The organism is Sinorhizobium sp. BJ1 (assembly GCF_002531555.1).
Classification (GTDB): domain Bacteria; phylum Pseudomonadota; class Alphaproteobacteria; order Rhizobiales; family Rhizobiaceae; genus Sinorhizobium; species Sinorhizobium fredii_B.
This window is the reverse complement of record NZ_NWTH01000052.1, coordinates 1-24,288: the sequence shown is the minus strand read 5'-3', so window position 1 is coordinate 24,288 and position 24,288 is coordinate 1. Positions and strand designations below refer to the sequence as shown.

General features: G+C 61.5%; 21 protein-coding genes. 10 read left to right on the top strand and 11 right to left on the bottom strand.

Annotated features, from left to right (window positions below; genetic code table 11):
- Together CO676_RS31990 and CO676_RS31985 are read left to right on the top strand one after the other, a co-directional pair.
- On the top strand, positions 1-1,247 hold a 1,247-nt coding region (locus tag CO676_RS31990; protein WP_097524046.1), incomplete at its 5' end, for an IS1182 family transposase.
- Positions 1,248-1,437: 190 nt separating this feature from the next.
- Positions 1,438-1,806, top strand: coding sequence for a VOC family protein (locus tag CO676_RS31985; RefSeq protein WP_014761215.1), 369 nt, complete (start codon positions 1,438-1,440; stop codon positions 1,804-1,806).
- Positions 1,807-2,076: 270 nt separating this feature from the next.
- Here CO676_RS31985 and CO676_RS31980 read toward each other — a convergent pair whose 3' ends face one another.
- From CO676_RS31980 to CO676_RS31945, 5 genes are all read right to left on the bottom strand, one after another.
- Positions 2,077-2,508, bottom strand: coding sequence for a CHRD domain-containing protein (locus CO676_RS31980; protein ID WP_014761214.1), 432 nt, complete (start codon positions 2,506-2,508; stop codon positions 2,077-2,079).
- 231 nt (positions 2,509-2,739) lie between these two features.
- Positions 2,740-3,006 (bottom strand): hypothetical protein, encoded by a 267-nt coding sequence (locus CO676_RS31975; RefSeq protein WP_097524045.1) that lies wholly within the window; start codon positions 3,004-3,006, stop codon positions 2,740-2,742.
- Positions 3,007-3,782: 776 nt separating this feature from the next.
- Positions 3,783-3,986 carry a CsbD family protein gene (locus tag CO676_RS31970; RefSeq protein ID WP_014761212.1) on the bottom strand — a complete coding sequence of 68 codons (204 nt, stop codon included), beginning with the start codon at positions 3,984-3,986 and terminating at the stop codon, positions 3,783-3,785.
- 1,305 nt (positions 3,987-5,291) lie between these two features.
- Entirely contained in the window at positions 5,292-6,329 is a 1,038-nt protein-coding gene (locus CO676_RS31950; protein WP_097524048.1) for an SDR family oxidoreductase, read from the bottom strand.
- Positions 6,330-6,609: 280 nt separating this feature from the next.
- Complete coding sequence (locus tag CO676_RS31945; RefSeq protein ID WP_014761209.1) at positions 6,610-7,134, bottom strand: hypothetical protein; 525 nt, start codon at positions 7,132-7,134, stop codon at positions 6,610-6,612.
- A 156-nt stretch (positions 7,135-7,290) separates the two neighbouring features.
- On the opposite strand from CO676_RS31945, the gene CO676_RS31940 reads away from it, so the two are divergent.
- From CO676_RS31940 to CO676_RS31930, 3 genes are all read left to right on the top strand, one after another.
- On the top strand, positions 7,291-9,600 hold the full coding sequence (locus CO676_RS31940) for a glycogen debranching N-terminal domain-containing protein (RefSeq protein ID WP_097524044.1): 2,310 nt from the start codon (positions 7,291-7,293) through the stop codon (positions 9,598-9,600).
- A 121-nt stretch (positions 9,601-9,721) separates the two neighbouring features.
- Positions 9,722-10,039 (top strand): cupredoxin domain-containing protein, encoded by a 318-nt coding sequence (locus CO676_RS31935; RefSeq protein ID WP_080605503.1) that lies wholly within the window; start codon positions 9,722-9,724, stop codon positions 10,037-10,039.
- A gap of 12 nt (positions 10,040-10,051) precedes the next feature.
- Positions 10,052-10,585, top strand: coding sequence for a cytochrome P460 family protein (locus CO676_RS31930; protein WP_014761206.1), 534 nt, complete (start codon positions 10,052-10,054; stop codon positions 10,583-10,585).
- A 51-nt stretch (positions 10,586-10,636) separates the two neighbouring features.
- Here the strand turns inward: CO676_RS31930 and CO676_RS31925 are convergent, their stop codons facing one another.
- Complete coding sequence (locus CO676_RS31925; RefSeq protein WP_179875727.1) at positions 10,637-11,374, bottom strand: TetR/AcrR family transcriptional regulator; 738 nt, start codon at positions 11,372-11,374, stop codon at positions 10,637-10,639.
- A gap of 1,229 nt (positions 11,375-12,603) precedes the next feature.
- Between CO676_RS31925 and CO676_RS31920 the strand changes: the two genes are divergently transcribed.
- A complete protein-coding gene (locus CO676_RS31920; RefSeq protein ID WP_179875726.1) occupies positions 12,604-14,367 on the top strand; it encodes an adenylate/guanylate cyclase domain-containing protein in 1,764 nt (587 codons plus the stop codon).
- Positions 14,368-14,415: 48 nt separating this feature from the next.
- Here the strand turns inward: CO676_RS31920 and CO676_RS31915 are convergent, their stop codons facing one another.
- A complete protein-coding gene (locus tag CO676_RS31915; RefSeq protein WP_097524041.1) occupies positions 14,416-15,048 on the bottom strand; it encodes a PQQ-binding-like beta-propeller repeat protein in 633 nt (210 codons plus the stop codon).
- Between the two features lie 49 nt (positions 15,049-15,097).
- Complete coding sequence (locus CO676_RS31910) at positions 15,098-16,318, bottom strand: hypothetical protein (protein WP_014761201.1); 1,221 nt, start codon at positions 16,316-16,318, stop codon at positions 15,098-15,100.
- A 91-nt stretch (positions 16,319-16,409) separates the two neighbouring features.
- Here CO676_RS31910 and CO676_RS31905 point away from each other — a divergent pair, with 91 nt between their 5' ends.
- Together CO676_RS31905 and CO676_RS31900 are read left to right on the top strand one after the other, a co-directional pair.
- On the top strand, positions 16,410-17,207 hold the full coding sequence (locus tag CO676_RS31905; RefSeq protein ID WP_097524040.1) for a thioredoxin family protein: 798 nt from the start codon (positions 16,410-16,412) through the stop codon (positions 17,205-17,207).
- 7 nt (positions 17,208-17,214) lie between these two features.
- Positions 17,215-17,523, top strand: a complete 309-nt coding sequence (locus CO676_RS31900; RefSeq protein ID WP_097524047.1) for a hypothetical protein — start codon at positions 17,215-17,217, stop codon at positions 17,521-17,523.
- A 149-nt stretch (positions 17,524-17,672) separates the two neighbouring features.
- On the opposite strand, the gene CO676_RS31895 is transcribed toward CO676_RS31900, so the two are convergent.
- From CO676_RS31895 to CO676_RS31885, 3 genes are all read right to left on the bottom strand, one after another.
- Entirely contained in the window at positions 17,673-20,630 is a 2,958-nt protein-coding gene (locus tag CO676_RS31895) for a calcium-binding protein (protein ID WP_097524039.1), read from the bottom strand.
- Between the two features lie 321 nt (positions 20,631-20,951).
- Complete coding sequence (locus CO676_RS31890; RefSeq protein ID WP_097524038.1) at positions 20,952-21,317, bottom strand: hypothetical protein; 366 nt, start codon at positions 21,315-21,317, stop codon at positions 20,952-20,954.
- Between the two features lie 215 nt (positions 21,318-21,532).
- A complete protein-coding gene (locus CO676_RS31885; protein ID WP_097524037.1) occupies positions 21,533-22,678 on the bottom strand; it encodes a fumarylacetoacetate hydrolase family protein in 1,146 nt (381 codons plus the stop codon).
- Between the two features lie 282 nt (positions 22,679-22,960).
- Between CO676_RS31885 and CO676_RS31880 the strand changes: the two genes are divergently transcribed.
- Together CO676_RS31880 and CO676_RS31875 are read left to right on the top strand one after the other, a co-directional pair.
- Positions 22,961-23,353, top strand: coding sequence for a hypothetical protein (locus tag CO676_RS31880; RefSeq protein ID WP_097524036.1), 393 nt, complete (start codon positions 22,961-22,963; stop codon positions 23,351-23,353).
- A gap of 118 nt (positions 23,354-23,471) precedes the next feature.
- Positions 23,472-24,032, top strand: a complete 561-nt coding sequence (locus tag CO676_RS31875) for an MgtC/SapB family protein (RefSeq protein WP_041413819.1) — start codon at positions 23,472-23,474, stop codon at positions 24,030-24,032.
- Positions 24,033-24,288: the final 256 nt, after the last annotated feature.

Here is a 24,288-nt window from a genome sequence, read left to right as displayed (position 1 = left end):
TGCTGAAGCTCTACCTCTATGGCTACCTCAACCAGGTGCAGTCGAGCCGACGACTGGAGCGCGAGGCGGGCCGCAACATCGAGCTGATGTGGCTGACGGGCAAGCTCGCGCCCGACTTCAAGACGATCGCTGATTTCCGGCGTGACAACGGTGACGCGATCCGCGCCGTCTGCCGCCAGTTCGTCGTGCTCTGCCGCCAGATCGGCCTCCTTGCCGGCGGCACAGTTGCCGTGGACGGCAGTCGCTTCAGGGCCGTGAACACGCGCGACAAGAACTTTACGCCCGGCGCGATCCGCCGTCGCGTGGAGCAGGTCGAGGCCAGCATCGAGCGCTACCTGGCGCTGCTTGACACGGCCGATCGTCAGGAGGACGAGGTGGCGGAGATGCGTCGGGATCGGCTGACGGAGCGCCTCGCACGCTTGCGCCAGCAGATGCGCGATTTGAAAGCGATGGAGCGCGCCGTCGCGGCAGCACCCGACCGACAGGTCTCGCTGACCGATCCCGATGCCCGCGCCATGGCCACCAACGGCAAGGGTACCGGGCTCGTCGGCTACAACGTCCAGGCGGCGGTGGACACGAAGCATCATCTGGTCGTGGCGCACGAGGTCACCAATGTCGGTCACGACCGCAGCCAACTTGCCAGCATGGGCCAGCAAGCGAAGGAGGCGACCGGCGCGGATGATCTGACCGTGCTGGCCGATCGCGGCTACTTCTCGGGCGAAGAAGTGCTGGCCTGCGACGCGGCGGGCATAAAGGCGATCGTGCCGAAGTCGCTCACCTCAAGCGGCCTGAAACGTGGCTTCTTCGGCAAGCAAGACTTCGTCTTCGACGCCGACCGGGATCTGTATGTTTGTCCAGCCGGACAGGAACTGACCAGAGGGGGGCAGCGATCGGATCGCGAAGGCGACGTCATCTTCTATCGCCATTTGACCGCCTGCTCGACCTGCGAACTCAAGCCCCGCTGCACGCCCGAGAAGCTTCGGCGCATCCGGCGCTGGGAGCATGAGCAGGTGATCGACGCCATGCAGGCTAGGCTCGACCGCATGCCCGACGCCATGCGGGTGCGGCGGCAAACGGTCGAGCATGTCTTCGGGACCATCAAGGACTGGATGGGCCGAGGCCACTTCCTCACCCGGCGGCTCCCCAACGTCGGAACCGAGATGAGCCTCCATGTCCTCGCCTACAACCTCAAACGGGCGATCGCCATCCTCGGAGTACCGATGTTGATGAAGGCGATGAGGGCCTAACCCTTTAGAGCGTCTGCGCTTCACCAGACCACACAGCAGCAGGCGTTTCCACACAGCCTCGGTGGAAAGTTCACATTCCTGCCGACGATCTGAATCGGCAGGAACGCCACAAGACATTGCAAGGTTCGCAGCAGGGCGGCATGCTCCGGTTGCCTCTCCGTCAGGCAGGCCCAACACTTCAGGAGAACTCATGTTTGATCATGTCAAATTCGGAGTCAGCGACTATGCAGCGAGCAAAGCGTTCTTCCTCAAGGCACTCGAACCGCTCGGCGTAGCCGTTGTCTCGGAGGGGCCGCCGACGTACGGTGTCGAGCTTAGCCCAAAGGGTAAGGCTTCATTGTGCCTGTACCAAACCGAGGAGAAGCCGGCGCATCTTCACTTGGCGTTCACGGCCGAGAATCGCCGGCAAGTCGAAGCTTTCTATCGCGCGGCTCTGGAGGCGGGTGGCAAAGACAATGGCGCGCCTGGTCTGCGCCCGCACTACCACGCGAACTACTATGCAGCTTTCGTCATTGGTCCGGACGGGCACAATATCGAAGCGGTTTGCCACGAACCGTGAGGCTTAACCCTTCCATCCAGGGGACGTTCACAACCGGGGCTTCGCTGACTTGCGGCCGCCCCATGTCAAACGTCGAACGTGTGCTTCCAACCCCAATTTGCGCCGTAGCGCGAGCAGGTTCGGATGGCCGCAATGGGGTCGATTCCTTCCACCTATCGGAAACCGTCGTGCGACTGCTGATGGCGCGTACTTGGCGGATTTGGACCGGTGCCGCCATCCATGAACGATCGCGAGGGTTAGGTAACCTCAAGTGCACGGGCAGCGGACTGCCTATTGTGCTTTTTCCACCTGACCGCGGATCTCTCCGTCGGGGAACTTCGCCGTGTGGATGTTGAGATACCACTTTCCGGACTGCAAATCCGCCAGGTGCTGGTCGGTGATTTCGGCAGACCCGGAGGCTATCGCCTTGGAAATGTCGACGACCGGACCAGCATTTTCGCCGGGTGCGGCTGGGCCATGAAAATGGGCGGCCGTGACTTCCCCGGAAAGGCCGCTGGACGTGACCGTCCAGGTCAGCTTTTTGGTGTCAGTGTCTAAAGTAATGTCACCCATTCCCTGGCCAGCGCTGTCGCTAGCCGGCACTTCACTCGCTCCTTTCAAGTCGGCCTTGAATTTCAATGTCTCGGCGGAAACGGAGCCCGCTGCCAAGATTGCGAGAACGGCGAGCCCGGTCAGGAGAGAGTTCACACGCGGAGATTTCATAGCATATCCTCCCAAAAGCAAGTGTACTGCAGGTGGCCTCTCAACTCTTGAGAAGGGAATGGGTTCCGATCGTCTGACGGCGAGTGGCGTTAGATTAGCGGGCACCTCCTGCGTTGATCACCGCCAATCCACCAGCCTGAAGTGGTCACCTCCGGGCTTCAGCGGCGGGGTTCAAGTGGCTAAAATGAGCACCTGGAGTAGCGGACGCCTTGTGAGAATCCGTTCCGTCGATCAGTAGCGGTAGTACCCATACACAGGCCGGGCGCCGCGCTTGCACTTGATTTCTTCCTTGTACTCGTCGTCGTCCCACTTTCGCTCGATCTTGCATCGACCGCGACGATACTCTTCCTTGTATGCTCTTCTCTCGTATCGCGGTCCGTCGTAATAGCCGCGCCAGCGCCCATGGCCGCTTTCGTCCTTCCAAGGATCGGCTAGTGCGCCACCCGCAAAAGCGGTGAAAGCTACGCCAGCGGCGGCAGCCAAGATCACAATCTTCATATTGAGCTCCTTTATCCGTGTGGCGAATCAACGCCTCGGGCGGTGCCTTGGTTTCGGAAATTCATCGTGAACGCCACATGAAGGCGGAACAGAGGCATCGGCGAAAGATTGCGGCACTCGCGGGGATTTCAAGTTTGCCTTGCCTAGTGCGCGCGGCGGAAATCCGCTTCACCAGGAGCTTAGCAACGCAAGCACCCCAGAAATCTAGGGTGGCTCCCATAGGACCTTAGTCCAATCCGTGCGGTCAAGGTCTGAGGTCGGTTGCAGAACGGTTTGTCCGTTCCATACTTCCGCGCGTAAGCGCCGCCGGCGCAAAGGTTATCAATCAAGACAAATGTACCGGATAAGCCGCTATGACATCGCACACGGGATGGAAGGATCGGATCTCCGATTTTCTATGGGGAATATCCGGCCCCTTTTCGATTGGAATCTATATGGGAGCCGCCATGGTGATCGCCTTTCTGGCGAGCGCCGACCCGCCAGAGAGATTGTCCAAGCTTCGAGAGCGGCAGCGCCGAGCGTCCCAGGCAGGCCGGGCAGCGCAGCCGACAACATGTTCCAGATCGTTCGCCGGTCTGGGTCGGGTAGCCCCGTATCGTCATGACGCCGCCGGCAGTCCCAAAGCTTCGCATCGATAGCCGCTTCCGAGCGGCTCTTTCACAGACCCCAGGCACCTTGCGTGTGCCGGCTGCCGCCCTGCCCCAACAGAAGCCATTTCAATCCTGCCGCGGAGAGGGGCGCGCCGAAACGGGGTCAATTTTGTGACAAGGATGCAATTACCAGGTCTGTCGATTGTACCAGTCGTCCAGATCCCGCCGCACTCGGTCCCGTTCAATGCCGTAGCGTTCCTGGATCTTGCCTTCAAGTTGGTCGCGGTTGCCGGCGATTCGATCCAGATCGTCGTCAGTGAGTTTGCCCCACTGCTCTTTGATCTTGCCTTTGACCTGCTTCCAATTCCCTTCAACTCGGTTCCAGTCCATCACGTGTCCTCCTGAATTCACTCAGTGAACTCCCAACCAGCGACAGACGATTTTGTTCGTTCTCTGCTCCCAAGTTCGCTAGCTTAATCCCGTGGCCCTGCCCGTCCGGAACTTTTCGATAGCTACCTGTTTCCGAAAACGCCGATCGGCCCGTCAAAGGACGAGCGATCGTCATAGACGTGCAGAACGCAGGCAAGGCCGGCTGTTTCTCGCAACCCCCGAGCTACGCGATGCCTGGATGATAAAAGACCTCGTATTCATGAAGCTATGCGAGGCATACGAGCTTGCGTGCCTGGAGCGCGATGCTCTTCGCTGTGCGGCACAAACAGACGATGAAGCCCTCCTTCGCGCGGAAGAGGAATGCCGCCAGCCGGAGGCTGCCGCAGTCGCCTACATTATCGAACAGCAAAAGCATCCCGGAATCATATAGAATTCGGTGGAGCTGATGAGTGCTCCTGCTATCAGGAACTCGTCTTCCCACGATAAGCACGGTCTTGCGCGTGCGACCGATCTTGACGTCGTGAGACCATACTACCAAAAGATGAAAATACCGCAAAACTATTACTATTTATGATAGTATTGAGCGCAGTAAAATGCGACTCCATTTTCCATAATCATCAAGAGACGAGCCAACGATCGCTGGCGCAGCTCGGATAAGAAACTCTGGGGACTGCGATACTCTCGCGCTCACGTCAAAAGAATGCCTGAAGGAGGAGGAATCATGGATCGCTCAATCGTTTCGACCGAGGCGCTGACAGAACTCCCTGGCCTTCAAAGTGACTCCGCTTCGCAACGGGCAGAGGGCGCTGATTTTCGCGTCCAAAGGGCGGCGGACCGCTTGTGGGAAATCCTTGCCTTATCCGAGCGCGCAGGCAGATGGCTCCGAGCCAATTACCAATCGGGTTCTCTCTCTGGAGATGATGTCGTCAGAATAGACCTCATCGGGGCGAACGAGTTCATGAGAACAGCGCGCGCACAGGGATACAGGATAGCGTACGTCGGTCCACACAGTGTGAACCTCTTCTAATAGAGATTCCGCGACCATATTCCTGTCGCGCGAAGGCAGGAGCGTAGCTGTCGGTCGAGACACATCGCAGAGGCGAAAGCCACGTGTCACGCTGAAGAACAATCTGAGCTAAAGAAATTCATCGAGCAGGATCATCGGGCTTTGGATGCCTTCGTGAAGGGCAACCCCCGAACCTCTGAAGGACCTCTACTCTCGGCAGCATGACGTGATTATCGCCAATTCATTCGGTCCGCCTGCAAAAGGATGGAAAAGGCGGCGGTGCACGCCGGTTGTCGTAGTCAGCGCCAGATCCGTCTGTGGCGCCGGGCGCGCCCGATAAGGGCCCCGAGGACTGCTGCAATGAGTCCCCCGCCGATTATGGCCGCGATTCTGGCCCGAGGCTCCGAAACGGCAATTGCATCGGCTCCTGCTTCAATCCCAAAAGACCCGTTGGTCCGGTGCATTCCCTCGACAGACGTAAAGAGATTGTCTTTGCGGTTGGGATTCGCCGGCCGGTCAGTCTGCTGAGCCTCGACCGCCGTCCATGCCAAGAGCCGGTCCAGCATCGAGGGCGCAACAATGTTGCCTAGAATGATCAGCGACGTCCGATTCCCGAGCCAGTATTCGCGCTTCGGACGGAGTGCTGCACGAACAATAGCAGCTGCCGCCACCTCCGCCCGGTAGACCGGCGCGACCGGCCTCGGCTGCGCGTCCATGTGCGTACGTGCCCAATCGAATTGCGGCGTGTCCACCGCAGGCAAATGGACTGTAGTCAGCGCGATCTTGCTGTCTTCGTGAATGAGTTCAGCGCGGAGTGAATCTGTAAAGCCGCGTATGGCATGCTTCGCGCCGCAATAAGCAGCCTGAAGCGGAATGCCGCGATACGCCAGAGCAGAGCCAACCTGGACGATTACTCCCCGATTACGGGGACGCATGACGCCGAGGGCAGCCATCGTGCCGTGGACACATCCGAGATAGGTCACTTCCGTTACGCGCTGGACCTCTTCTGGAGTAATCTCCGCCACCGGCGAGAACACGGTAGCCATCGCGTTGTTGATCCAGACATCGATCGCTCCAAGGCGCCGTTCACATTCGGCGGCGGCAGCGAACACCGCGCTGGCATCTGCCACGTCTGCCGCAATGGCAATTGCGTTCGCGCCCCTGGACTCAGCTTCGGCTGTAGCATCAAGCAGGCCCTGACTTTGCCGGGCAATAAGACAGACCTTGGCGCCCATGCCAGCAAGGGCAACAGCGGTTGCCCGGCCAACGCCCGCGGATGCTCCCGTTACGACAACCGTCCTCCCCGATAGTTCGGAATGGTGCACAAGTTGAACCAATTTGACTCCAACACACCTGGCGCGGCTATTCCTCAGAACCCAGTGCATAGTTGACCGCACGTCGCTGGCGCGGGCTTCCCTGGGAACGAAGAAAACGTTCGTTGCGCGGACTTGACGGCCGTCGGCTCAATTTCCGCCTCCGGTCTTCGCAACACAGTCCCGCTCGAAAGTCCCCGCCGAGCCAGCTTCGAGTGGCCCCTCCAACTGGCGGATGCGCCGGCGAGTCACTACTGCTTTACCTTGAGTCGTGCTTCCGACTTAGCAAATGCCAGAGGCACGACTAAACCACCGGGTCTTCCAACCCGCTTCTCTGGTGCGACTTCCACAGATAGTAGCCGAGCACCGATCCGAAGAAGAAGGTATGGGCGATGAACTGCACCAGCGGGCTCGATTCCAGGAACCAGGGGAACAGGGCCGGTGCGATCACATAGAAGTTGATCAGCCAAAGGACGAGCCCGAAGAGGCCGCCTGCTCCGATAAAGGCAACAGGGCCTCGCAACATTGCTGCGATTTCACCGAAGATTATTCCGTAGATGATCGCAAGTACGAAATGGACGACGACGCCGGTGACGCCTGCCGTCACGAGCGAATAGCCAGGATCGAGTGCCGCCGGTCCGAGCGCGATCGCGCCGATCATGCGCAACGGCATGAAGAACGCCTCCGCCCCCATCATCGACGCGCTGACGATCATTTCGAAGGCAGCAAACACGATGCCCGCGACTATGCCTGCGATGGCGCCCTGCCGAAGACCCCACCGCATGTCGCGCGGTGTCACTGGCGTGTGGATGTATTCCCGATAGGCCATAGCTGTAACTCCCTTTCGGGCGAAATTTCTGCTCGGAAGGAACGGCCCGAACGGGTCGGCTGTTCCCCCCTGCCGGGTGGATTCACGGGGAATTGAACGCCCGACATTTCTCGCTGGCCACCCGCCGTAATATCCTGCAGGTTGGAGCCGACGGAAATGCCCCTTGAACTCCCCGACCACAGCCTCATTCGCCTGCGGGCACGTCCGGAAACCATCTATGTGAGCAAAGGCCGGACCGTCCTTGCGACAGGCCGGGACGGCTTTCTCGACCAAGGCCCTGACCAGGGCCTGTTCGTTCATCAGACCAGGCTTTTATCCCGCTATCGCTATCTGATCGACGGGCGTCAGCCACAGGCTGTTTCTGTTTCCAACGTGGCGCAGCACTCCTGGCTTGGCTATTACATCGCTCCGCCCCCGAAGGCTTCCGCTCACCATCCAATAATTTCGGAGATAGCCCAGGAGACGATCGAGCTGCGGCTGTCGCGCTATGTCGGCGAGGGTCTGCACGAGGATGTCGATCTGGCGAACTTCACGCAAGAAGACGTCCGCTTCACCCTCCAACTCGAGCTCGACGCTGATTTCGCCGATCAGGACGAAACGCGCGGCAGCCGCAGGCAGGATGGAAAGCTAACTTTTACTTGGGACGAAGGCGAAGAAGCTCCCGAACTCAGGTTCTATTACGAAGCACATCACCCGTACGATCATCAGGGCGAGGAGGGAGCAGCTTCGATCCGCCGCGGGCTCCGAGTTCGCTTTTCGAACGCAACCACGCGGCCACGACACGAAGATCGGCGCATCGTTTTCCGGATCAACCTCGCCCCTCATCAGAATTGGCATTGTTGCATTGACCTTATTCCGGTGGTGGACGGTCGCGATCTGCAACCGATCTACAGATGCGGGTCGTTCCAGCCGCGAGCCAATGACTATGACCGCTCGTCGCAAGTCTTCATGCGGGAGGCCACACGTTTTGAGACCTCGGAGAGCGTGACGTTGGCGAATGTGGTGATCGGAACACTCGAACAAGGCAAGCGGGACCTGGACGCTTTGCGGCTCCACGATCTCGATACCGCCGAACGAGCCTGGACGGTAGCGGCGGGACTGCCGACCTACGTCGCGCTATTCGGTCGAGACACGCTCACCGTGGCCTGGGAGGCCGCACTTGTCACAAGCGATATCATGCGAGGCACCTTGCCTGTGCTCGCCGGACTGCAGGGAAAGGAGGTGAATGACTGGCGGGATGAGCAGCCGGGGCGAATGCTGCACGAGGCTCACACCGGCCCGGTCGCCGCTCTCAATTACACTCCGAAGGGCCGCTATTATGGTTCGATCACGACGTCGGGCTTCTATCCGTTCGTGGTGGCACAGCTGTGGCACTGGACGGGCGACAAGGCCTTCGTCAAGCCTTACCTCGACCCGGCGATCGCCGCTCTCAAGTGGCTGGAAGAGTTCTGCGATGAAGATCGCGACGGCTTCTGCGGGTACAAGACGCGCTCGGAACTCGGGCTTGAAAATCAGGCCTGGAAGGACTCCAGCGATGCGATTGTCTACGAGGACGGATCGCAGGTGCCGAAGCCGGTTGCCACTTGCGAAGAACAGGGAATCGTCTACGCCGCCATGATGAACCTGGCAGAAGTCTTGTGGTGGTTCGATCGGGGAGACGAGGCAAAGCACCTGTACACAACGGCAAGGGAACTCAAGAAACGCTTCAACGATGCCTTCTGGATGGAGAACGAAGGCTTTTTTGCAATGGCCCTTGATCCGGACAAGCGCCAGGTCAGATCGATTGGCTCCAATGCTCTGCACTGCGTCGCCACGGGCATTGCCGATACGGCCCTTGTCCCTCGGACCCTGGAGCGGCTTTTTGCCGATGACATGTTCACCGGCTGGGGCGTGCGGACGCTCTCGTCCCTTCATCCCGCCTTCAATCCCCATTCCTACCATCGCGGCACGGTCTGGCCGGTGGAGCACGGCCCGTTTGCGATTGGCGCCTATCGCTACGGATGTCATGACTATGTCGAACGGATATGTCGTTCGCAGTTCGAAACCGCCGCGCTTTTTGATTTTCACCGGTTGCCGGAATGTATTGCCGGGCACCAGCGGGACGAAGACCATCCGTTTCCCGCCGTTTATCCGGCCGCCAATTCGCCGCAGGCATGGTCGGCGACCACCGCCTATACGTTGCTCCAGGCCATGCTGGGACTCCAGCCCTTCGCGCCTCTGCGGGTGGTGTTCGTCGACCCCTGGCTCCCGGCCTGGCTGCCCGAGATCACGCTCTCCAATCTGCATGTCGCGGATGCGACCATCACCATCCGCTTCTTCCGCAAGGCCAACGGACGAAGCGGCTACCGGGTGCTGGACAAACGCGGCTCTCTGCACGTAGTTCGGCAGCCGAGCCCCTGGTCGCTCACGGCAAGCTACTGGGAGCGCGCCAAAGACGTTCTCGCAAGTCTGACGCCGGGGCATTGAAGCGGGTGATGTGAGATCGGCGAACTCACACTTTTGAATGAATTAAGTTGTCGATTGACAACTTAATTCATCTGGACAAATCTACTGGATCTGCAACACGCATGAACCTGTGGGAGGAGACATGCGCGCAGTAATTCTTCTGACCATGGTTGGCACTGTTTCGGCATCTGTGTGTCACGCCGGCGAACGCCGTATAGGCATGGCGGGCATGGCGTATTCGCCCTCGATGATCGAGGCGAAGGTGGGTGACATGCTCGTTTTCGTGAATGACGACACTCAGGCGCACAACGTGCTGATAGCGACCGTCGGCTTTTCGACCGACCTCGGTAAGCAGGATCCAGGAAGCCAGACAACGCTTACGGTCCGCAAATCAGGGAGGTTTGACGTCGAATGCGTCATTCACGAGGGCATGCACGCCCGCGTCGTCGTAAGGCCGTAAGGGAGGGGAAACATGCACAAGATCGTCGCCATCAGCCTGGCCAGCGTCTTCGCCACAGGCCCGGTTGGCTATACCCTTGCTGGGCCGGACCGGGTCGCCTTACCGAGTGGCTATGCCGAACGCTTCGTGCTTTACAACACCGTTGACCGTCCGGACCGAAAGACCATCCGTTTCATGTACGTGAGCCCGGAGACGCACACCAAAGCGAAGGCCGGCGAGCCGGCCCCTGATGGAACCATTCTCATCATGGAGGATCATCGGGCGAAGCTGGACGCCTCCGGCAGTGTTGAACTGGGGCCGGACGGTCGGCTCGTGCCGACCGACCAGCTAACCAATATCTTTGTCATGGAGAAGCGCGCGGGCTGGGGCGAAGCATATCCGCCGGAGGTACGCAATGGCGACTGGGACTATGCGCACTACCTGCCCGATGGCGCGCCCAAGGCGGATGCAAAATTTGACGGATGCTTCTCCTGCCATCGGAACCGGGCCGGCCGCGATTTCAACTTCACCTACGCGAAGTATCTTCTGGATCGCGAGGACAAGTAGCTTTTCCGGCGTACGCGGCTCCGATCGGGGGAGCCCATAGGCCTCGGCGATTCACTGCCGTGGCGCAAGTTGCGGCACAATCTCTTCCGGGGGACTGGCGTGAAGCTGCCGCATTTCGGCAATCGCACCAGGCAGCCAAAGGCGCACCTGGCGCATGGCATGTTCCGTAAGGTCCTCCGGCAACGGCATCCGATAAACGTGCTTGCGGATCGCGAGGAACATGAGGGCACCGTGCAGCGTCATGGCGATTTCGCGCTCTTCGTGCTGCATGGGGCGGATCGAAAGGTCCGGCAGGGCGGCCTCGCGTCTCAGCGCGCCGATGACCGGCTCGAGGATCGAGGCCGTCAGCACGGCGCCGCGCCGGCCGGGCTGGCCATAGCCATCCAGACCGGCGCGAACGAACAGGCGCATCGACTGGCCGGTGATGGCACCCACGTAGCCGGCATATAGGCGACCGAGGCGCTCGGCAAGCGGCGCTTCGTTCGAGGTGAGCGCCGTATGCCAGTCCTCCTTGCGCCAACGCGTGGCACTCTCTTGGAACAGCGCGGCGACGATCTCATCCTTGCTCCGAAAATGCTTGTAGAGCGCGGCTTGCGTGATACCGAGCCGTGAGGCCAACCCCCGCGTCGAGGCTCCGAAGCCCTCTTCCGCGAACAGTGCCGCCGCCTCCGCAAGGATAGCGATGCGACGTTCGCCGGACGGTAATCGCCGGCGCTTCGGCTGCTCTCCCGCAGCGGCTGCACCATCCGGTTCTATCGCGACGATCTTCCGACGTGGCTTGGCGCTCAATCTCAGCTCCCGCAGATGCCCATCGGGCAAGAGTTCTTGCCTGAAAATAGCAAAGTAAACTGGATGAAAATACCCGTCGCCTGCTTACCTCTGCACAGATTTCGAGCTGACGAGGGCGATCTCAAGTTCGCAGCGCAACCTGCACCCACATGGGCTGCGTCGTGCGCTGCAACCGCTTCGAACAGTATTGGGACTGCCCCTGTCATGGCTCCCACACCGACGAGCCACTGCAAGGTCCCGCCTCGAGTCGCTGTTGAAGATCCTCCTCTGAACTGCGACGCCAGGCGTATAACCCTCCGATCCTCGTGCCAGCTACCGCGCTAGTTGAACCGGTGCAGTCGTTCGCGTCGGGTGCGATGAGCGGCTCGATTGAGCCCACAGCGGCCAGGCTGTCTCAGGGATTCGCCACAACTGTGATTGTCGCAATCACTTCCGGATCAAAGTTCCTCATGTTGACTCCCGTGTGTCGGATCCGTCGATCATTGGTCTGCCAATGGGTAAGGATGCCGCATATGGCACAGCGGTGAAACTCAATGGTGCGCGATGCACGGCAGTAGGCTTCGGTTTCGCCTTTCACGTCGACTGTTCCGGCTGGGAAGTATCCCCATTGCGCGCCAGCCCGGTTGCAGAAGGAACACGGGCACGCGTTGATCTCGTTCGGCAATTCCGGGATTGTCACAACCACGCTTCCGCAATCACAATGACCTTTCATTTCGGACCTCCGGTCTCAGTAACCAAAATATGACCCCAGATTATGCTTGGGTGATCAAGCTCTGTTTCTGGCGCTCTATCAAGCCGTTCGGCAGAACCACGCCGAACGGCTGGTCCCACCCATCTCTGCTGATGCTGACCAGCTAGCGAAGGTCTGCTTCGGCCCCAGCAGCGGAAATTATCTACCGTTTTACGTCAGGTTCCCCAGCCAATATCTTCTCTTAGAAGTTCAACCCGCTTATCAGTCCGCATCCTTTAGAGTTGCCGATTCATGTCGCGCAACTTGCGACAAATTTGCCTTTTTTCAACGCGCGAATCTCATAACGGCACCTCCGCCGGCGCGACGTGAATGGACGACTTAGCGAGACCAACCCCGCCGTCAGCCAGCGCATCGGCATGCCACACAAGAGAACGTTTGTACAAAGCGTCGAATGTTGCCCAATTCCAGAGCCGAATAGACAGGGAAGCAAGACGCCGGTAAAATTTGATCAGTGGGTGCTAGGAAGGCGCCATTGCACATGGCCAACGAATCCATCAGACGCCGGCTTGCCGCCATTTTGGCGGCTGACGTGGTCGGTTACAGCCGGCTTATGGAGCGGGACGAGAAAAGCACCCACACGCTGCTAATGGCGCGGTGGAAAGAGGTGCTGGAGCCGCTCGTCCTTATCCACCAGGGCCGTATCTTCAAGAGGACTGGCGATGGTGTGCTTGTCGAGTTCGGCAGCGCCGTCAATGCTGTCGAATGCGCCGCAGCCCTTCAGCAGGCCATGGCGGCCGCGAACCGAGACATGCCGGAAGACCAGGCTATCGTCCTGCGCGTCGGTGTCAACCTAGGCGACGTCATGGTCGAAGACAGCGATCTCTACGGCGATGGGGTCAATGTAGCTGCCCGTATCGAAGCGCTTGCCGATCCTGGCGGCGTGGCGCTTTCCGATGGAATTCATGAATATGTGCATGGTCGCACTGATCTGGATTTTGTCGACAGTGGTTTTCATGAGGTCAAGAACATAGAACGTCCGGTACATATCTGGACCTGGTCGCCGAACAACCGCCCGAACGTTCCCATCAATTCCGCCGCCGAAACCCCGCCGCATCTTCCAAAGAAACCGTCGATAGCCGTTCTACCGTTTGACAACATGTCCGGCGACCCGGAGCAGGGCTATTTCGCCGACGGCATCACCGAGGACATCATCACGGATCTTTCGAAGGTTTCGGGCCTCTTCGTGATCGCCCGGAATTCCTCTTTCGCCTACAAGGGCAAGACGCCGGACATTCGCAAGGTGAGCCGGGAACTCGGCGTCCGCTACGTTCTGGAAGGCAGCGTGCGCAGGGCGGCCGACCGGATCCGCATCAACGCCCAGATGATCGACGGCACCACCGGCGGACATTTGTGGGCGGAGCGCTATGACCGCGGACTTGAAGATATCTTCGCGGTTCAGGATGAAGTGACACGCACCATCGTCAACGCACTCAGAGTGAAGCTGACGGCCGGAGAAGAGGAACGCCGCGAGGGCCGCGGCAAGGTGGATCCGGAAGCCTATGACCTGCTCGTCCGCGCCCGTCAGGCCATCCTGCAGTTCAGCGCCGTATCGTCCACGGAGGCTCGCAACATGCTGCAGCGCGCCCTCGAGATCGATCCAGGGATGGCGGCTGCCCATGCTTCGCTTTCGATCATCGCCTTGACCGACTTCATCAATCAGTGGAACGGCGCGACCCCTGACAATCTCACACAGGCGCTCGAACTGGCCCACGAGGCAATCGCGACCGACGGTACAGAGCCACAAGGCCATTTCACACTTGCGCTTGCCCTTTCATGGATGCGGCGTCTGGACGAGGCGGAGCGCGCTGCAGAGCGGGCGATCGAACTCGACCCCAATTCCGCCAACGCCCATACAGCACTTGGCACCATACGGGATTTCCAGGGCCGGCACGAAGAGGCCCTTGCGTCGTACACACGAGCCCACCGGCTTGACCCGCAATTCGACCTGTCGCTGCATTTCCTGGGGAGGGCTCTATTGAGTCTCGGGCGTTTTGACGAGGCGGAGATCGCCTTCAAGCGTCGGCTAACGCTTGCGCCACGATCGGACATGACGCGCTTTTATCTCGCCTGCCTCTACGGTCGCATCGGGCACCACGAAGAAGCGCGACGCTATTGGCGGGAGGTATTGGAGGTCAACCCGAACTTCTCAATCGACCACCTGAGGCGGGCCTTACCTTACCGGGACCCTGGCCTGCTCGATCGGCTGGTGGACGGCCTCCGCGAGGCCGGAGTCTCCATCTGAACGGAGACGGGTACGGGGGGTCGTGCAGCCACCTCCCAGCGCCAGCACTCATCTCGGCCTCCTCACCGCCCTCACCTTCCCGCTCTTTCCGCCTCCGCAGAAGAACCGATCGCCGCCATCGGATTCGAGCCCCGACACGCCCATTCCGGCCGGCATATCGAGCGTCTCCAGCACCTTGCCCGTCTCGGGATCGACCCGCCTCACCGTGCTCTCGTCGCCCTCCCAGGTGCCGTGCCAGAGCTCGCCGTCGATCCAGGTGACGCCGGTGACGACGCGGTTGGATTCGATGGTGCGGAGAATTGCGCCAGTTTCGGGGTCGATCTGATGGATTTTCCGGCCGCGATGCTGCCCGACCCAGAGCGTCCCTTCGGCCCAGGCGAGCCCCGAGTCGCCCCCCTCGCCGGGCGCCGGGATCGTCGAAAGCACGCGGCCGGTCTTCGGGTCGATCTTCTGGATGCGGTCCTCGGCAATCTGATAGAGGTGCCGGCCGTCGAAGGCCGTTCCGGCGTGTGCGGCGACATCGATCGCGCGCACCGTCTCGCCGTTCGCCGGATCGAAGGCGTTGAGCTTGTCGCCGGACGCGAACCAGACATGCTGGCCGTCGAAGGTGACGCCATGCACATTGTCGGCTCCCGGAAAGGGTCCATATTCGCGAAGAATTTCGGCCTGAACGTGTTTCATGTGTTGATTCCATTCGATCGGTTGCAGGAGGTATTCTGACGCGCCGATCCTAGTCGCCCGGCAGCGGACCGGGGAGTAACAAGACTGTCGGGAATGCCGGCACCGGCGGGGTCATCCAGCGGCGCGCGCGCCCGCGGCCGAACGACTGCACCTTGCCTGCGGCACCAAGCGCTTCCAGCGCCCGCTGTACCGTGCGCGGGCTGGCGCCAAGGGCAATCGCGAGCGCCGAGCTCGACCACGACTCGCCGTCGGCAAGAAAGGCGAGCATCGCCGCATGCTGACCTTCGACGGGGGGTACCAGCACGACGAGCTCGCCTGCCTGGCGCGGCGCCAGCGCGAAGCCGCGCTTCGTTGCGCTCACCTCCGCCAGCTTCCCAAGCTCCGCGCGAAGCCGGCCGATCTCGACGCGCAAGCGGGCACGATGCGATTCATCGGCGTGCTTTGCGCGGAAGGCGCGCGCGATGAGGGCGCCCCTCGGCACGTCGCCCGGCCAGGCTTCCGCGAGCGCGCGTGCAAGAGCGAACAAGACAGGCCGTGTCGCGAGCGAGACCACGGTGCCAGTACCCCGAACGACATGGCGGCAGGCGTCCACGACAAGCGCTTGCGATGCGAACAGCATTTCGACCTCCTCGAGCAGGAGGGGGCGTCCCTCTCCCCGCTCGATCAGGCGTGCCGCGGGCGTGTCGAGGAGGAGGGACGCGCTTTCGACTTCCGCCGTCAGCGCGGGGATATTGGCGTGGCGCGCGGCGCGTTCGGCCCGCGCAAGCGCAGCCCGCGCCGTCTTCGTCTGCAGGCGGCGAATTGCGATTCCGGCGACCACCAGCTCATATGCGGCGCGCGAGGCGGGCGGAAGCGGTGCGGGATCGACGTCGGCCAGCGCACGCTCGGCCTCGTCGACCCGGCCGACCAGCAGCAAGCGCCGCACCACGAGATTGCGCGCATGCGCGGCGTTCACCCAGTCGTCATGCTTTTCGAGCGTCGCGCGCGCCATGTCGAGCGCCTTGGAGGGAAAGGAGAGATCGCGCGAAACGAGGGCGATTTCGGCCTCGGCGACGACGCACCTTGCGCGGGCCCTCGCCTCTCTCGGACCGAAGCCGCGCGCGGCATTCTTGAGGAGGGTCTTTGCCCGAGCGAGGTCGCCGAGCTGCGCCATGGCGATGCCTCTGAGGGCCAGCGCCGGCGGATCATCGCGCAGGGCGACCCGCTTCAGGGCACCGAGCGGATCACCGCCTGCGAGGGCGCGTGCCGCAGCGGTGATCAGCGAATCCATCGAAATCCCGTCACACTTGTAACTCCCACCGCTTCGACATGCGGCGGTAGTCTATCCGCTGACTTGCAAAGCTGAAAGAAGGAGACCAGCGATGACGGAACAAAGGACCGGGACCCGCGAAGAATGGCTCAAGGCACGGCTCCGGCTGCTCGAGGCCGAGAAGGAACTGACGCGGCGGAGCGACGAGCTGGCGCGGCAGCGCCAGGCCTTGCCGTGGGTCAGGATCGACAAGGACTACCGGTTCGAGACCGACGCGGGCAGCGCTTCGCTCAAGGAGCTTTTCCAAGGGCGCTCGCAGCTGCTTGTCTACCATTTCATGTTCGGCCCCGATTACACGGCCGGCTGCCCGTCCTGTTCCTCGATCGCCGATGGCTTCAACGGCATCGTCGTCCATCTCGAAAACCACGATGTCGCCTTTACCGCCGTCTCGCGTGCGCCGCTTGAGAAGCTTACGGCCTACAAGCGGCGGATGAGCTGGAGCTTTCCCTGGGCGTCGTCGAACGACAGCGATTTCAACCGCGACTTTTCCGTTTGGTTCACAGCGGACGAACAGCGTGAGGGCCGGATAGAGTACAACTTCCGCCGCGAGCCGCCCGCGCCCGAACCACTCGCAGGAAAAACCGTACAAGAGTGGCAGTTGCGCGGCAGCGAGGGACCGGTCGCACAGATTGCAGCCATGACCGGAACCGACGTCGCCACCTATACGCGCGACAGGCCGGGCCTCAGCGCCTTCGTGCTCGACGACGGCGTCGTCTACCACAGCTATTCCAGCTATGCGCGCGGGCTGGACGGTATATGGGGCATGTACCAATGGCTCGACCGTGCCCCGCTGGGGCGCAACGAGAACGGCGTCTGGTGGCGCCGAAACGACGAATATGGTCAAGGCTGACATCGCAATGTTGCGCCCTTCCGACAGCTCGACAAGGTCGCCGTCCGCCGATCACGGATCGGGCGGCGCCTCGGACGGCAACACCGCTGCGTTCGGCGCGACCGACTGGCTGTCCTTCGCTGCAGCGCCGACCTTTGCAACCATGGCGCTGCTTACCGGCGTTCTCGGCGGCCCGCCGGACATGCTCTGCTCGTCCGCCGGCGATGCATCCGCGATAACCGGCATGGTCCCGATGTACGGGCTGATGAGCGCCTTCCATTCGGCGCCCTGGCTGAGGCTGATCTCAGGCCGGCGAAGCGACGCACACCGATCTTGATTCGCCGAACCTTGCATTCATGCGTTGCTTACCAGCGTACTCTGCCGCCCCTCCGGTCGACGGCGGTTGCCCGCGACTCATGAAAGGGTTCAGAACTTTTCGATGATGAGGGGCCGTCGAGCTAAGGCCGGCGGCCCCTCAGCGAGCGTCTAGATCAAAAGGAAGTCGGTGGCGGCGAGGGACGTGACCTTGTCCAGCGTCACCATGAGCACGGCGTCGGCCTCGTTGCCGGTACCGTCGGCGTCGTACCAGAGGCGGCCGTTGTCCTTTTCGAAGAAAAACTGGGCTGCCGTACCTGTCGCCTTCAGGTCGTTGCCGGAGAAGAGCACGAGATTGGAGAAGTGGAATACGCCCTTATCGATGACGAGCTTGTCCTCGCCGCGCTTGAAGTCGGTGATCTGGTCACCGGAGCCGATCGCCTCACCCGAGCCATAGATGAACTTGTCCGCGCCCGCTCCGCCGGTCAGGAGGTCGCCATGGCCGCCGCCTTCAATGGTGTCGTTGCCGGCGCGACCGTCGAGCCTGTCGTCGCCAAGCCCGCCTTTCAGCGTGTTGGCGACACCGTTGCCGAGGATCGTATCGTCGCTCGTCCGACCGACCACGTTCTCGATGCTCGATAGCGACAGGCCGGAGGCGACCCCGCCGTTCTTCGCATTGTTCTCCAGGTCGACGATGACCGACTGGTTAGAGACTATGTCAAAGTCGAGCGTGTCGACGCCGGAGCCGCCGGAGAAATAGTCGGTGCCGGTTTCATCGCTGAAGCGGGTGAACTCGTCGTTGCCCGCATCGCCGTAGAGCTTGTCGTTACCTCTCCCGTCAACCAGGATGTCGTTTCCGCCGCCACCCTTGAAGGTGTCGTTTCCGGCTCCGCCGTCGAGATAGTCGTCATACGTGCTGCCGGTCACGGTGTCCTTGCCGGAGCCGCCTATGTAATCAACCGCCTCCATGCCGTTGAAGGACGTATTGGCGTTCACCTTCACAAGGCCGGTTCCGAAGGCAAAGGACACATCGAACGTCTCTTCCGCGAGGTCGATGATGACCCGGTCCGCGCCATCGCCGCCCGAGGCATAGTCACCAGCATTGATGAACAGAAGGTCGTTGCCTTTCTCGCCGTAAAGTTGATCGGCACTGGTGTCCTTGATGCCGCCGCTGCCGTAGATCGTGTCGTCCCCGTCACCGCCGTAGAGTTTGTCCGCGCCCGTCCAGCCGGTGAGGTCGTCGGCGCCGCCAAGGCCCTTGAGCGTGTCGTTGCCGCCGCTGCCGTTCAGATAGTCGTCGAGACCGCCGGCCGTCAGCGTGTCGTTACCCTGACCGGAAGTGATGTGGACGCGCTCGAAGTTCTTCGCCGTGATGTCGCCGTTGGCCATCGTCGCATTGGCGGAAAGCGCGAATGAGAGATTCTTCGTGCTGTCGTAGCGGCTGATCCAGAGCGTATCGGTGCCGATGCCTCCATCGACGGAGAAGCGCCCCGCCGTGGAACCGCCGGCATTGTTGACGGTCACGATGTCATTGCCCGCGCCTCCCAGGATCGTCGTCAGCGCCGTACCGGATTCGGTGTCGGCGGTGATATGGTCGTTCCCGTTACCGCCGTCGAGCTTGTTGGTGCCGCCGCCATTGTCGCCGATGCGGTCGTCGCCGTCGCCGCCCTTCACGGTATCGTTGCCGCTGGTGCTGTAGAACTGGTCGTTGCCCTTGCCGCCGGTGAGCGTGTTGTTGCCGCTGCCGGCGTCGAAGTCGACATGGCCCGCAGTTCCGGCCGAGAGCACATCGTTGCCACTGCCCGTTTCAATGCTGAAGCTTTCGCCATCGGTCACGACGGTGCCGTCGGAGAGCTTTGCGACGGCGCCGGAGACGCTGAAGGTCAGGCCGCTGGTGCTGTCGGAACGATCGATCCAGATGGTGTCATAGCCGGTGCCGCCCTTGATCGTGTCCTTGCCGCCGCTGCCGACGATCAGGAGATCGTTGCCGTCACCACCATCGAGGACGTCGCTGCCGAGGCCGCCATTCAGATGATCGTTGCCGCCGAGGCCTATGAGCGTGTCATTGCCGGAGTTTCCGGAGAGCGTATCGGCGCCGGTCCAGCCAGTGAACCTGTCGGCCGTCTCCGAACCGCTGATCCTGTAGGTCTCGAAGTTGACGATCGTGGTGCCGTTGGAAAGCGTCTGCTTGGTCGAGGAGGACTTGGCGGCGAAGGTTCCGGAAAGGCCGCTCAGTACGACCTCATCGTAGCCGACGCCGCCGTCGAGTACGTCCTTGCCGTCACCGGCCCAGCTTTCCATGTTGTGCCGAATCGTATCGTTGCCCGCTCCGCCGAGGACCGTGTCATTGTCGCCGTCGCCGGCAAGATAGTCGTCCTCGGAGCCGCCGTCGATGACATCGCGGCCGCCGCCGCCAGATATAGTGTCGGTGCCGCTCTCGCCCTTGATGTTGTCATTGCCGTGATGGCCGTAAATGTAATCGCCGCCGGCGCCGCCGAGCAAAGTGTCGTTGCCATCGTCGGCAGAGAGCCAGTCGATTCCATAACCGCCGGAGAGGTAGTCGTCACCGGCACCGCCCAACACGGAATCATTGCCGTTGCCGCCATAAATTCTGTCGTTGCCGTCCTCTCCCTCGAGCCAGTCCTTGCCGAGGCCACCGTTCAGAACGTCATCGCCGGCTCCGCTCTCGAACCAGTCGTCCCAGCGCCCGCCGGTGAACGTGTCGGCGAAATTGCTGCCCTCAAGTTCGAAGCGCTCGACGTTGACGATGGTGGCGCCGAGAACCGATTTCGAGACAATCGGGTCGAAGGCAGCAACGGAGACCCCTTTGCTCGAACCGCTGAAATCGATTCCGAGTACGTCGAAGCCGAGACCGCCGTCGATCTTGTCGCCAAGCAGGCCCGCGGCGCTCCGGTTAAGAATTTCGTCGTCGCCAGTGCCGGCCTTGATCGTGTCGGCGCCAAGACCGCCGTTGATCGTGTCAAGGCCGGAGCCGGTACTGATCGAATTACTGCCCTCGTCGCCATTCACCGTCTGATCGCCGACGCCGGGTATGGTGTAGCCGGCGGCCAACGGATCAAGGGCGAACGTCGCCTGAAGCGGCGCTATGGACTTCACTTTCTTGCTCATGGCTTCCTCAAGTGTTGCATCGCTACGCCGATCTGGCGTGAGCAAATTGCTAATCTGCGAGGGAGCCAGGAGTTGTTCCTTCGGTAACAGGGGTGCAATCGCTAGGTGGTAGCCGCAGGGCGGAGGAGAGCAGACCGGGCGATGGGTGGGCCGCTGACGAAGCAAGAAACTCCATCTGCTCCATCGGCTCTCCTGGAAGCTGCCACGAGGTCGCCTCTGGCCGACCTTCGGGCACAATCGCCGAAAGACGCTGGGCAGCGACCTTCGCGTAACGCCTGAACTTTGCAGCGTCGCGTCAACACCCGCGGCCGTTTGGCCCCGTTAGTCCGCCGAATAGAACTGCAACGTAAACACATTGCCCGCGATCTCCTCGGCGAGCTCCGTCGAAAACTCCAGCGGCATGCAGTTCTGCAGCGCCGCCGTCGCGGCGGCGACGAAGGCCTTGCGCTGGTCCGCGTCTCCGGCAACGCGGATCGCCGTCGGCTGCGGCGGGCCCATCAGCGTGCCGTTGCCGCGGAAGCCGAATTTGAGCGTGACGAAGGAATCCCTGATGCCGGCCGGGGGAGTCCAGCACTGGCCGAGTGCAGTGCTGACCTCCGCGACGCTCTGCAACGGTTCCGCCCGCAGCGGATGCGCCGCGACTGCAGCGAAAAGGCTGGCGGCGGCCAACCCGATGACGACTTTCATTTCGACCCTCAGACCCTGAACGAATGATCAATCCAGACGTCCGAGATTGCGACGAACGACGGCCGGATGCAATCCGTCCGATCTCTCCTCCATGTCTTCGCGTCTAGAGCGGGATGAGGAAAAATGTGGGCCGTTTCCGCCCGCATCCCGCTCAACCTTCTTAAGAATCGATCACGTTTATGATTTTTGGTCGAACCAACCAAAATCATCGTGATCTAGAGCAGCCCGCGTTTGGCGAGATTGCGCATCAACGCTGCAGTTCCGAAGGTCCAGGGCGGGCAATCGGTGGCAAGCCGCACCGTGTTGATCAGGCTGCCGAGGGCGGGGCTCGAGATCGTCACCACGTCGCCTATCTTGTGGGTAAAGCCCTGGCCCGGCTCGCCGCGGTCCTCGACCGGCGCGAAGAGGGTTCCCATGAAGAGCATCAGCCCGTCCGGGTACTGGTGATGCGGCCCGATCGTCTGGGCGACAAGATCGAGCGGGTCGCGGCTGATCTCGCGCATCGTGCTCGCCCCCTTCAGGCGAAAGCCGTCAGGGCCCTCGATCAGGAGATCGAGGTCGGCACTACGCACATCGTCGATCGAGTAGGTCTCGTCGAAGAGGCGGATGAAGGGTCCGATCGCACACGAAGCGTTGTTGTCCTTGGCCTTGCCGAGAAGCAGCGCCGATCGCCCCTCGACGTCGCGCAGGTTGACATCGTTGCCGAGCGTCGCACCCTGGGCACGACCGTCGGCGGAGACCGCAACGACGATCTCCGGCTCCGGGTTGTTCCACCGCGAAATCGGATGCAGGCCGACCGCGGCACCCCAGCCGACCGCCGAGAGCGGCTGGGCCTTGGTGAAGACTTCGGCATCCGGGCCGATCCCGACTTCGAGATATTGCGACCAGACGCCCTCCTCGATCAGTGCGGCCTTGACGCCGGCGGCTTCGGGCGAACCGGCCTTCAAGTTTCTGAGGCTGTCGCCGATGATTGCCGTTATCCGCGTGCGGATCGCTTCGGCCCGTGCGGCATCGCCGGCGGCGCGCTCCTCAATGACGCGCTCGATCATCGAGCGAGCGAAGGTGACGCCGCAGGCCTTGATCGCCTGAAGGTCGCAAGGGGCAAGAAGATGGACCTCGTCCCTGCCCCGTTCCGCCTTGACCATAACGGCGTCGACGGACGCAAGGGCTTCTCCAGGGGCAGAACGGACATGGGCGACGGGGTCGGGAAGCTCAAGGAGGTCACGCATCGTCGGCACCGCCTTCGAGGTGATGTCGATCAATTCTCCCGCTCGAACCGTCACCAGGCTCGGCCCCTCGATATCGGCGCGCCACGCACGTCCGACGAACGTGCCGTTTTCATAGGATCCGGTCATTTCCATCCCTCCCCGCTTCTTGCTCTCGCATTCCCGTTCCGTTTTTGCAGTCGAACGGCTTCCCTGTAAAGGACCTTCTACCAGCACAGGTGTGTTCCGGAAGGAGCGCAACGGAACCTTGCAATATTTCGCGCGTTTAATATTCCAGCGCCTCTCCATCTCCCGTGGCGAGGCTCTAAATTATACTTGCTTGGTCGAGCGCCCCTCCTTGAGTCCTCGCTGATTTAGGGAATCATCATCGCCAGATGCTGGCGCCTAGGGACGAAGGCCAGAAAGGATGTGACTGCCATGGACCCACAGGACCAGTTGAAGGATAGACCTCCGGTCGATCCAGTAACCGGACAACCGGCACCGCCCCCAGAAGTGCACGAGGCGCGCGCGGCCCGCAGCACTTGGCCGTTGCTGGTCATTCTGCTTGCCGGTCTCGTGCTTGCGCTGATCGCCTGGCTGCCGGCCGAACTCACCAGAGATGCGGAGGATACTCCGACCTCATCGACGACGACAGAACCCTCGACCGACCAACCGGCGACGAGCGGCGAGGCGACGCCGCCGGCCGGAGGAACATCGGGAACGACGCAGGAGACGGCACCTACCGCGCCGGAAACACAGCCCCAGCCGGCGACCCCGGCACCGGCACCTGAAGGAACGGCACCGCAGCCGCAGACCCCTCCCGCACAGTGACCGGCAAGAGACGATTCGGGCGGGGAGAAGCCTCTCCGCCCTCAAAACCTTGAATTCCGTCGCTCCGACGCGATGTTGCCTTAGGTTTTCAATCCATTCCACCACGATCAGCACGTTCATGGACCAGATTCTTGCCGACATCCTCGTTGGGACGCGCACGCCCTATCCGGTGATATTCGCGCGGTTGTGTGGCGCAATCCTGCTCGGTGCTCTCATCGGTATAGAGCGGGAGAAGCGCCAGCAACCCGCGGGTCTCAGGACGCACATTCTGGTGAGTCTTGCCTCGGCGATCTTCGCCGTGGTCGCCGTCGAAAGCGTGCATATGGCGAGCCTGTCGGGCCCGGAGGTCCGCATCGACCCGATCCGCGTCGTCGAGGCGGTGACCGCAGGGGTCGCCTTCCTCGCCGCCGGCATGATCGTCTTCTCGAAGGGCGAGGTCAAAGGCCTGACGACGGGCGCCGGCATGTGGCTTGCCGGTGCCGTCGGCCTGTCGATCGGCTTCGGCTTTTGGTTGATCGCCGCCTTTGCCGCCATAGCCAGTCTCATCGTCCTCTTCATCCTCGGTCGGATGGAGGTGGCGCTGCAATGGAAGGCGCCCGAAGGAACAGAGGAGAACGGTTCCCGAGAAGCGCGCCACCGCGATGCTGCGCCCACCGGCTCGGAAAACCGAGGCCGGTGACATACTCAACAAAGCGAGAAGTTTGGCCTAGAGCCTTTCCTGGTTAAATGGAAACATTCTGCCGGAGCAGGTTTTCGACAGGGCATAGGCGATTGCCGAGAGTCGTACCCGGACGTACGGCCGAGGCGATCGCCTCTGATCCTGGCGGAAAGATGCCCGGCCCTTCGGGTTGGCTCCATTTAACCAGGAAAGGCTCTAGCATTACAGTTGCATATTTATTTATGATCTGAATCTATGGGTCTCCATGATTCGGAGG

Excerpts from the sequence above, each read along its gene's own strand:
- CO676_RS31985 (WP_014761215.1), top strand. The coding sequence starts at position 1,438 with ATGTTTGATCATGTCAAATTCGGAGTCAGCGACTATGCAGCGAGCAAA.
- CO676_RS31980 (WP_014761214.1), bottom strand. The coding sequence starts at position 2,508 with ATGAAATCTCCGCGTGTGAACTCTCTCCTGACCGGGCTCGCCGTTCTC.
- CO676_RS31975 (WP_097524045.1), bottom strand. The coding sequence starts at position 3,006 with ATGAAGATTGTGATCTTGGCTGCCGCCGCTGGCGTAGCTTTCACCGCT.
- CO676_RS31970 (WP_014761212.1), bottom strand. The coding sequence starts at position 3,986 with ATGGACTGGAACCGAGTTGAAGGGAATTGGAAGCAGGTCAAAGGCAAG.
- CO676_RS31945 (WP_014761209.1), bottom strand. The coding sequence starts at position 7,134 with ATGGCCTATCGGGAATACATCCACACGCCAGTGACACCGCGCGACATG.
- CO676_RS31940 (WP_097524044.1), top strand. The coding sequence starts at position 7,291 with ATGCCCCTTGAACTCCCCGACCACAGCCTCATTCGCCTGCGGGCACGT.
- CO676_RS31935 (WP_080605503.1), top strand. The coding sequence starts at position 9,722 with ATGCGCGCAGTAATTCTTCTGACCATGGTTGGCACTGTTTCGGCATCT.
- CO676_RS31930 (WP_014761206.1), top strand. The coding sequence starts at position 10,052 with ATGCACAAGATCGTCGCCATCAGCCTGGCCAGCGTCTTCGCCACAGGC.
- CO676_RS31920 (WP_179875726.1), top strand. The coding sequence starts at position 12,604 with ATGGCCAACGAATCCATCAGACGCCGGCTTGCCGCCATTTTGGCGGCT.
- CO676_RS31915 (WP_097524041.1), bottom strand. The coding sequence starts at position 15,048 with ATGAAACACGTTCAGGCCGAAATTCTTCGCGAATATGGACCCTTTCCG.
- CO676_RS31910 (WP_014761201.1), bottom strand. The coding sequence starts at position 16,318 with ATGGATTCGCTGATCACCGCTGCGGCACGCGCCCTCGCAGGCGGTGAT.
- CO676_RS31905 (WP_097524040.1), top strand. The coding sequence starts at position 16,410 with ATGACGGAACAAAGGACCGGGACCCGCGAAGAATGGCTCAAGGCACGG.
- CO676_RS31900 (WP_097524047.1), top strand. The coding sequence starts at position 17,215 with ATGTTGCGCCCTTCCGACAGCTCGACAAGGTCGCCGTCCGCCGATCAC.
- CO676_RS31895 (WP_097524039.1), bottom strand. The coding sequence starts at position 20,630 with ATGAGCAAGAAAGTGAAGTCCATAGCGCCGCTTCAGGCGACGTTCGCC.
- CO676_RS31890 (WP_097524038.1), bottom strand. The coding sequence starts at position 21,317 with ATGAAAGTCGTCATCGGGTTGGCCGCCGCCAGCCTTTTCGCTGCAGTC.
- CO676_RS31885 (WP_097524037.1), bottom strand. The coding sequence starts at position 22,678 with ATGGAAATGACCGGATCCTATGAAAACGGCACGTTCGTCGGACGTGCG.
- CO676_RS31880 (WP_097524036.1), top strand. The coding sequence starts at position 22,961 with ATGGACCCACAGGACCAGTTGAAGGATAGACCTCCGGTCGATCCAGTA.
- CO676_RS31875 (WP_041413819.1), top strand. The coding sequence starts at position 23,472 with ATGGACCAGATTCTTGCCGACATCCTCGTTGGGACGCGCACGCCCTAT.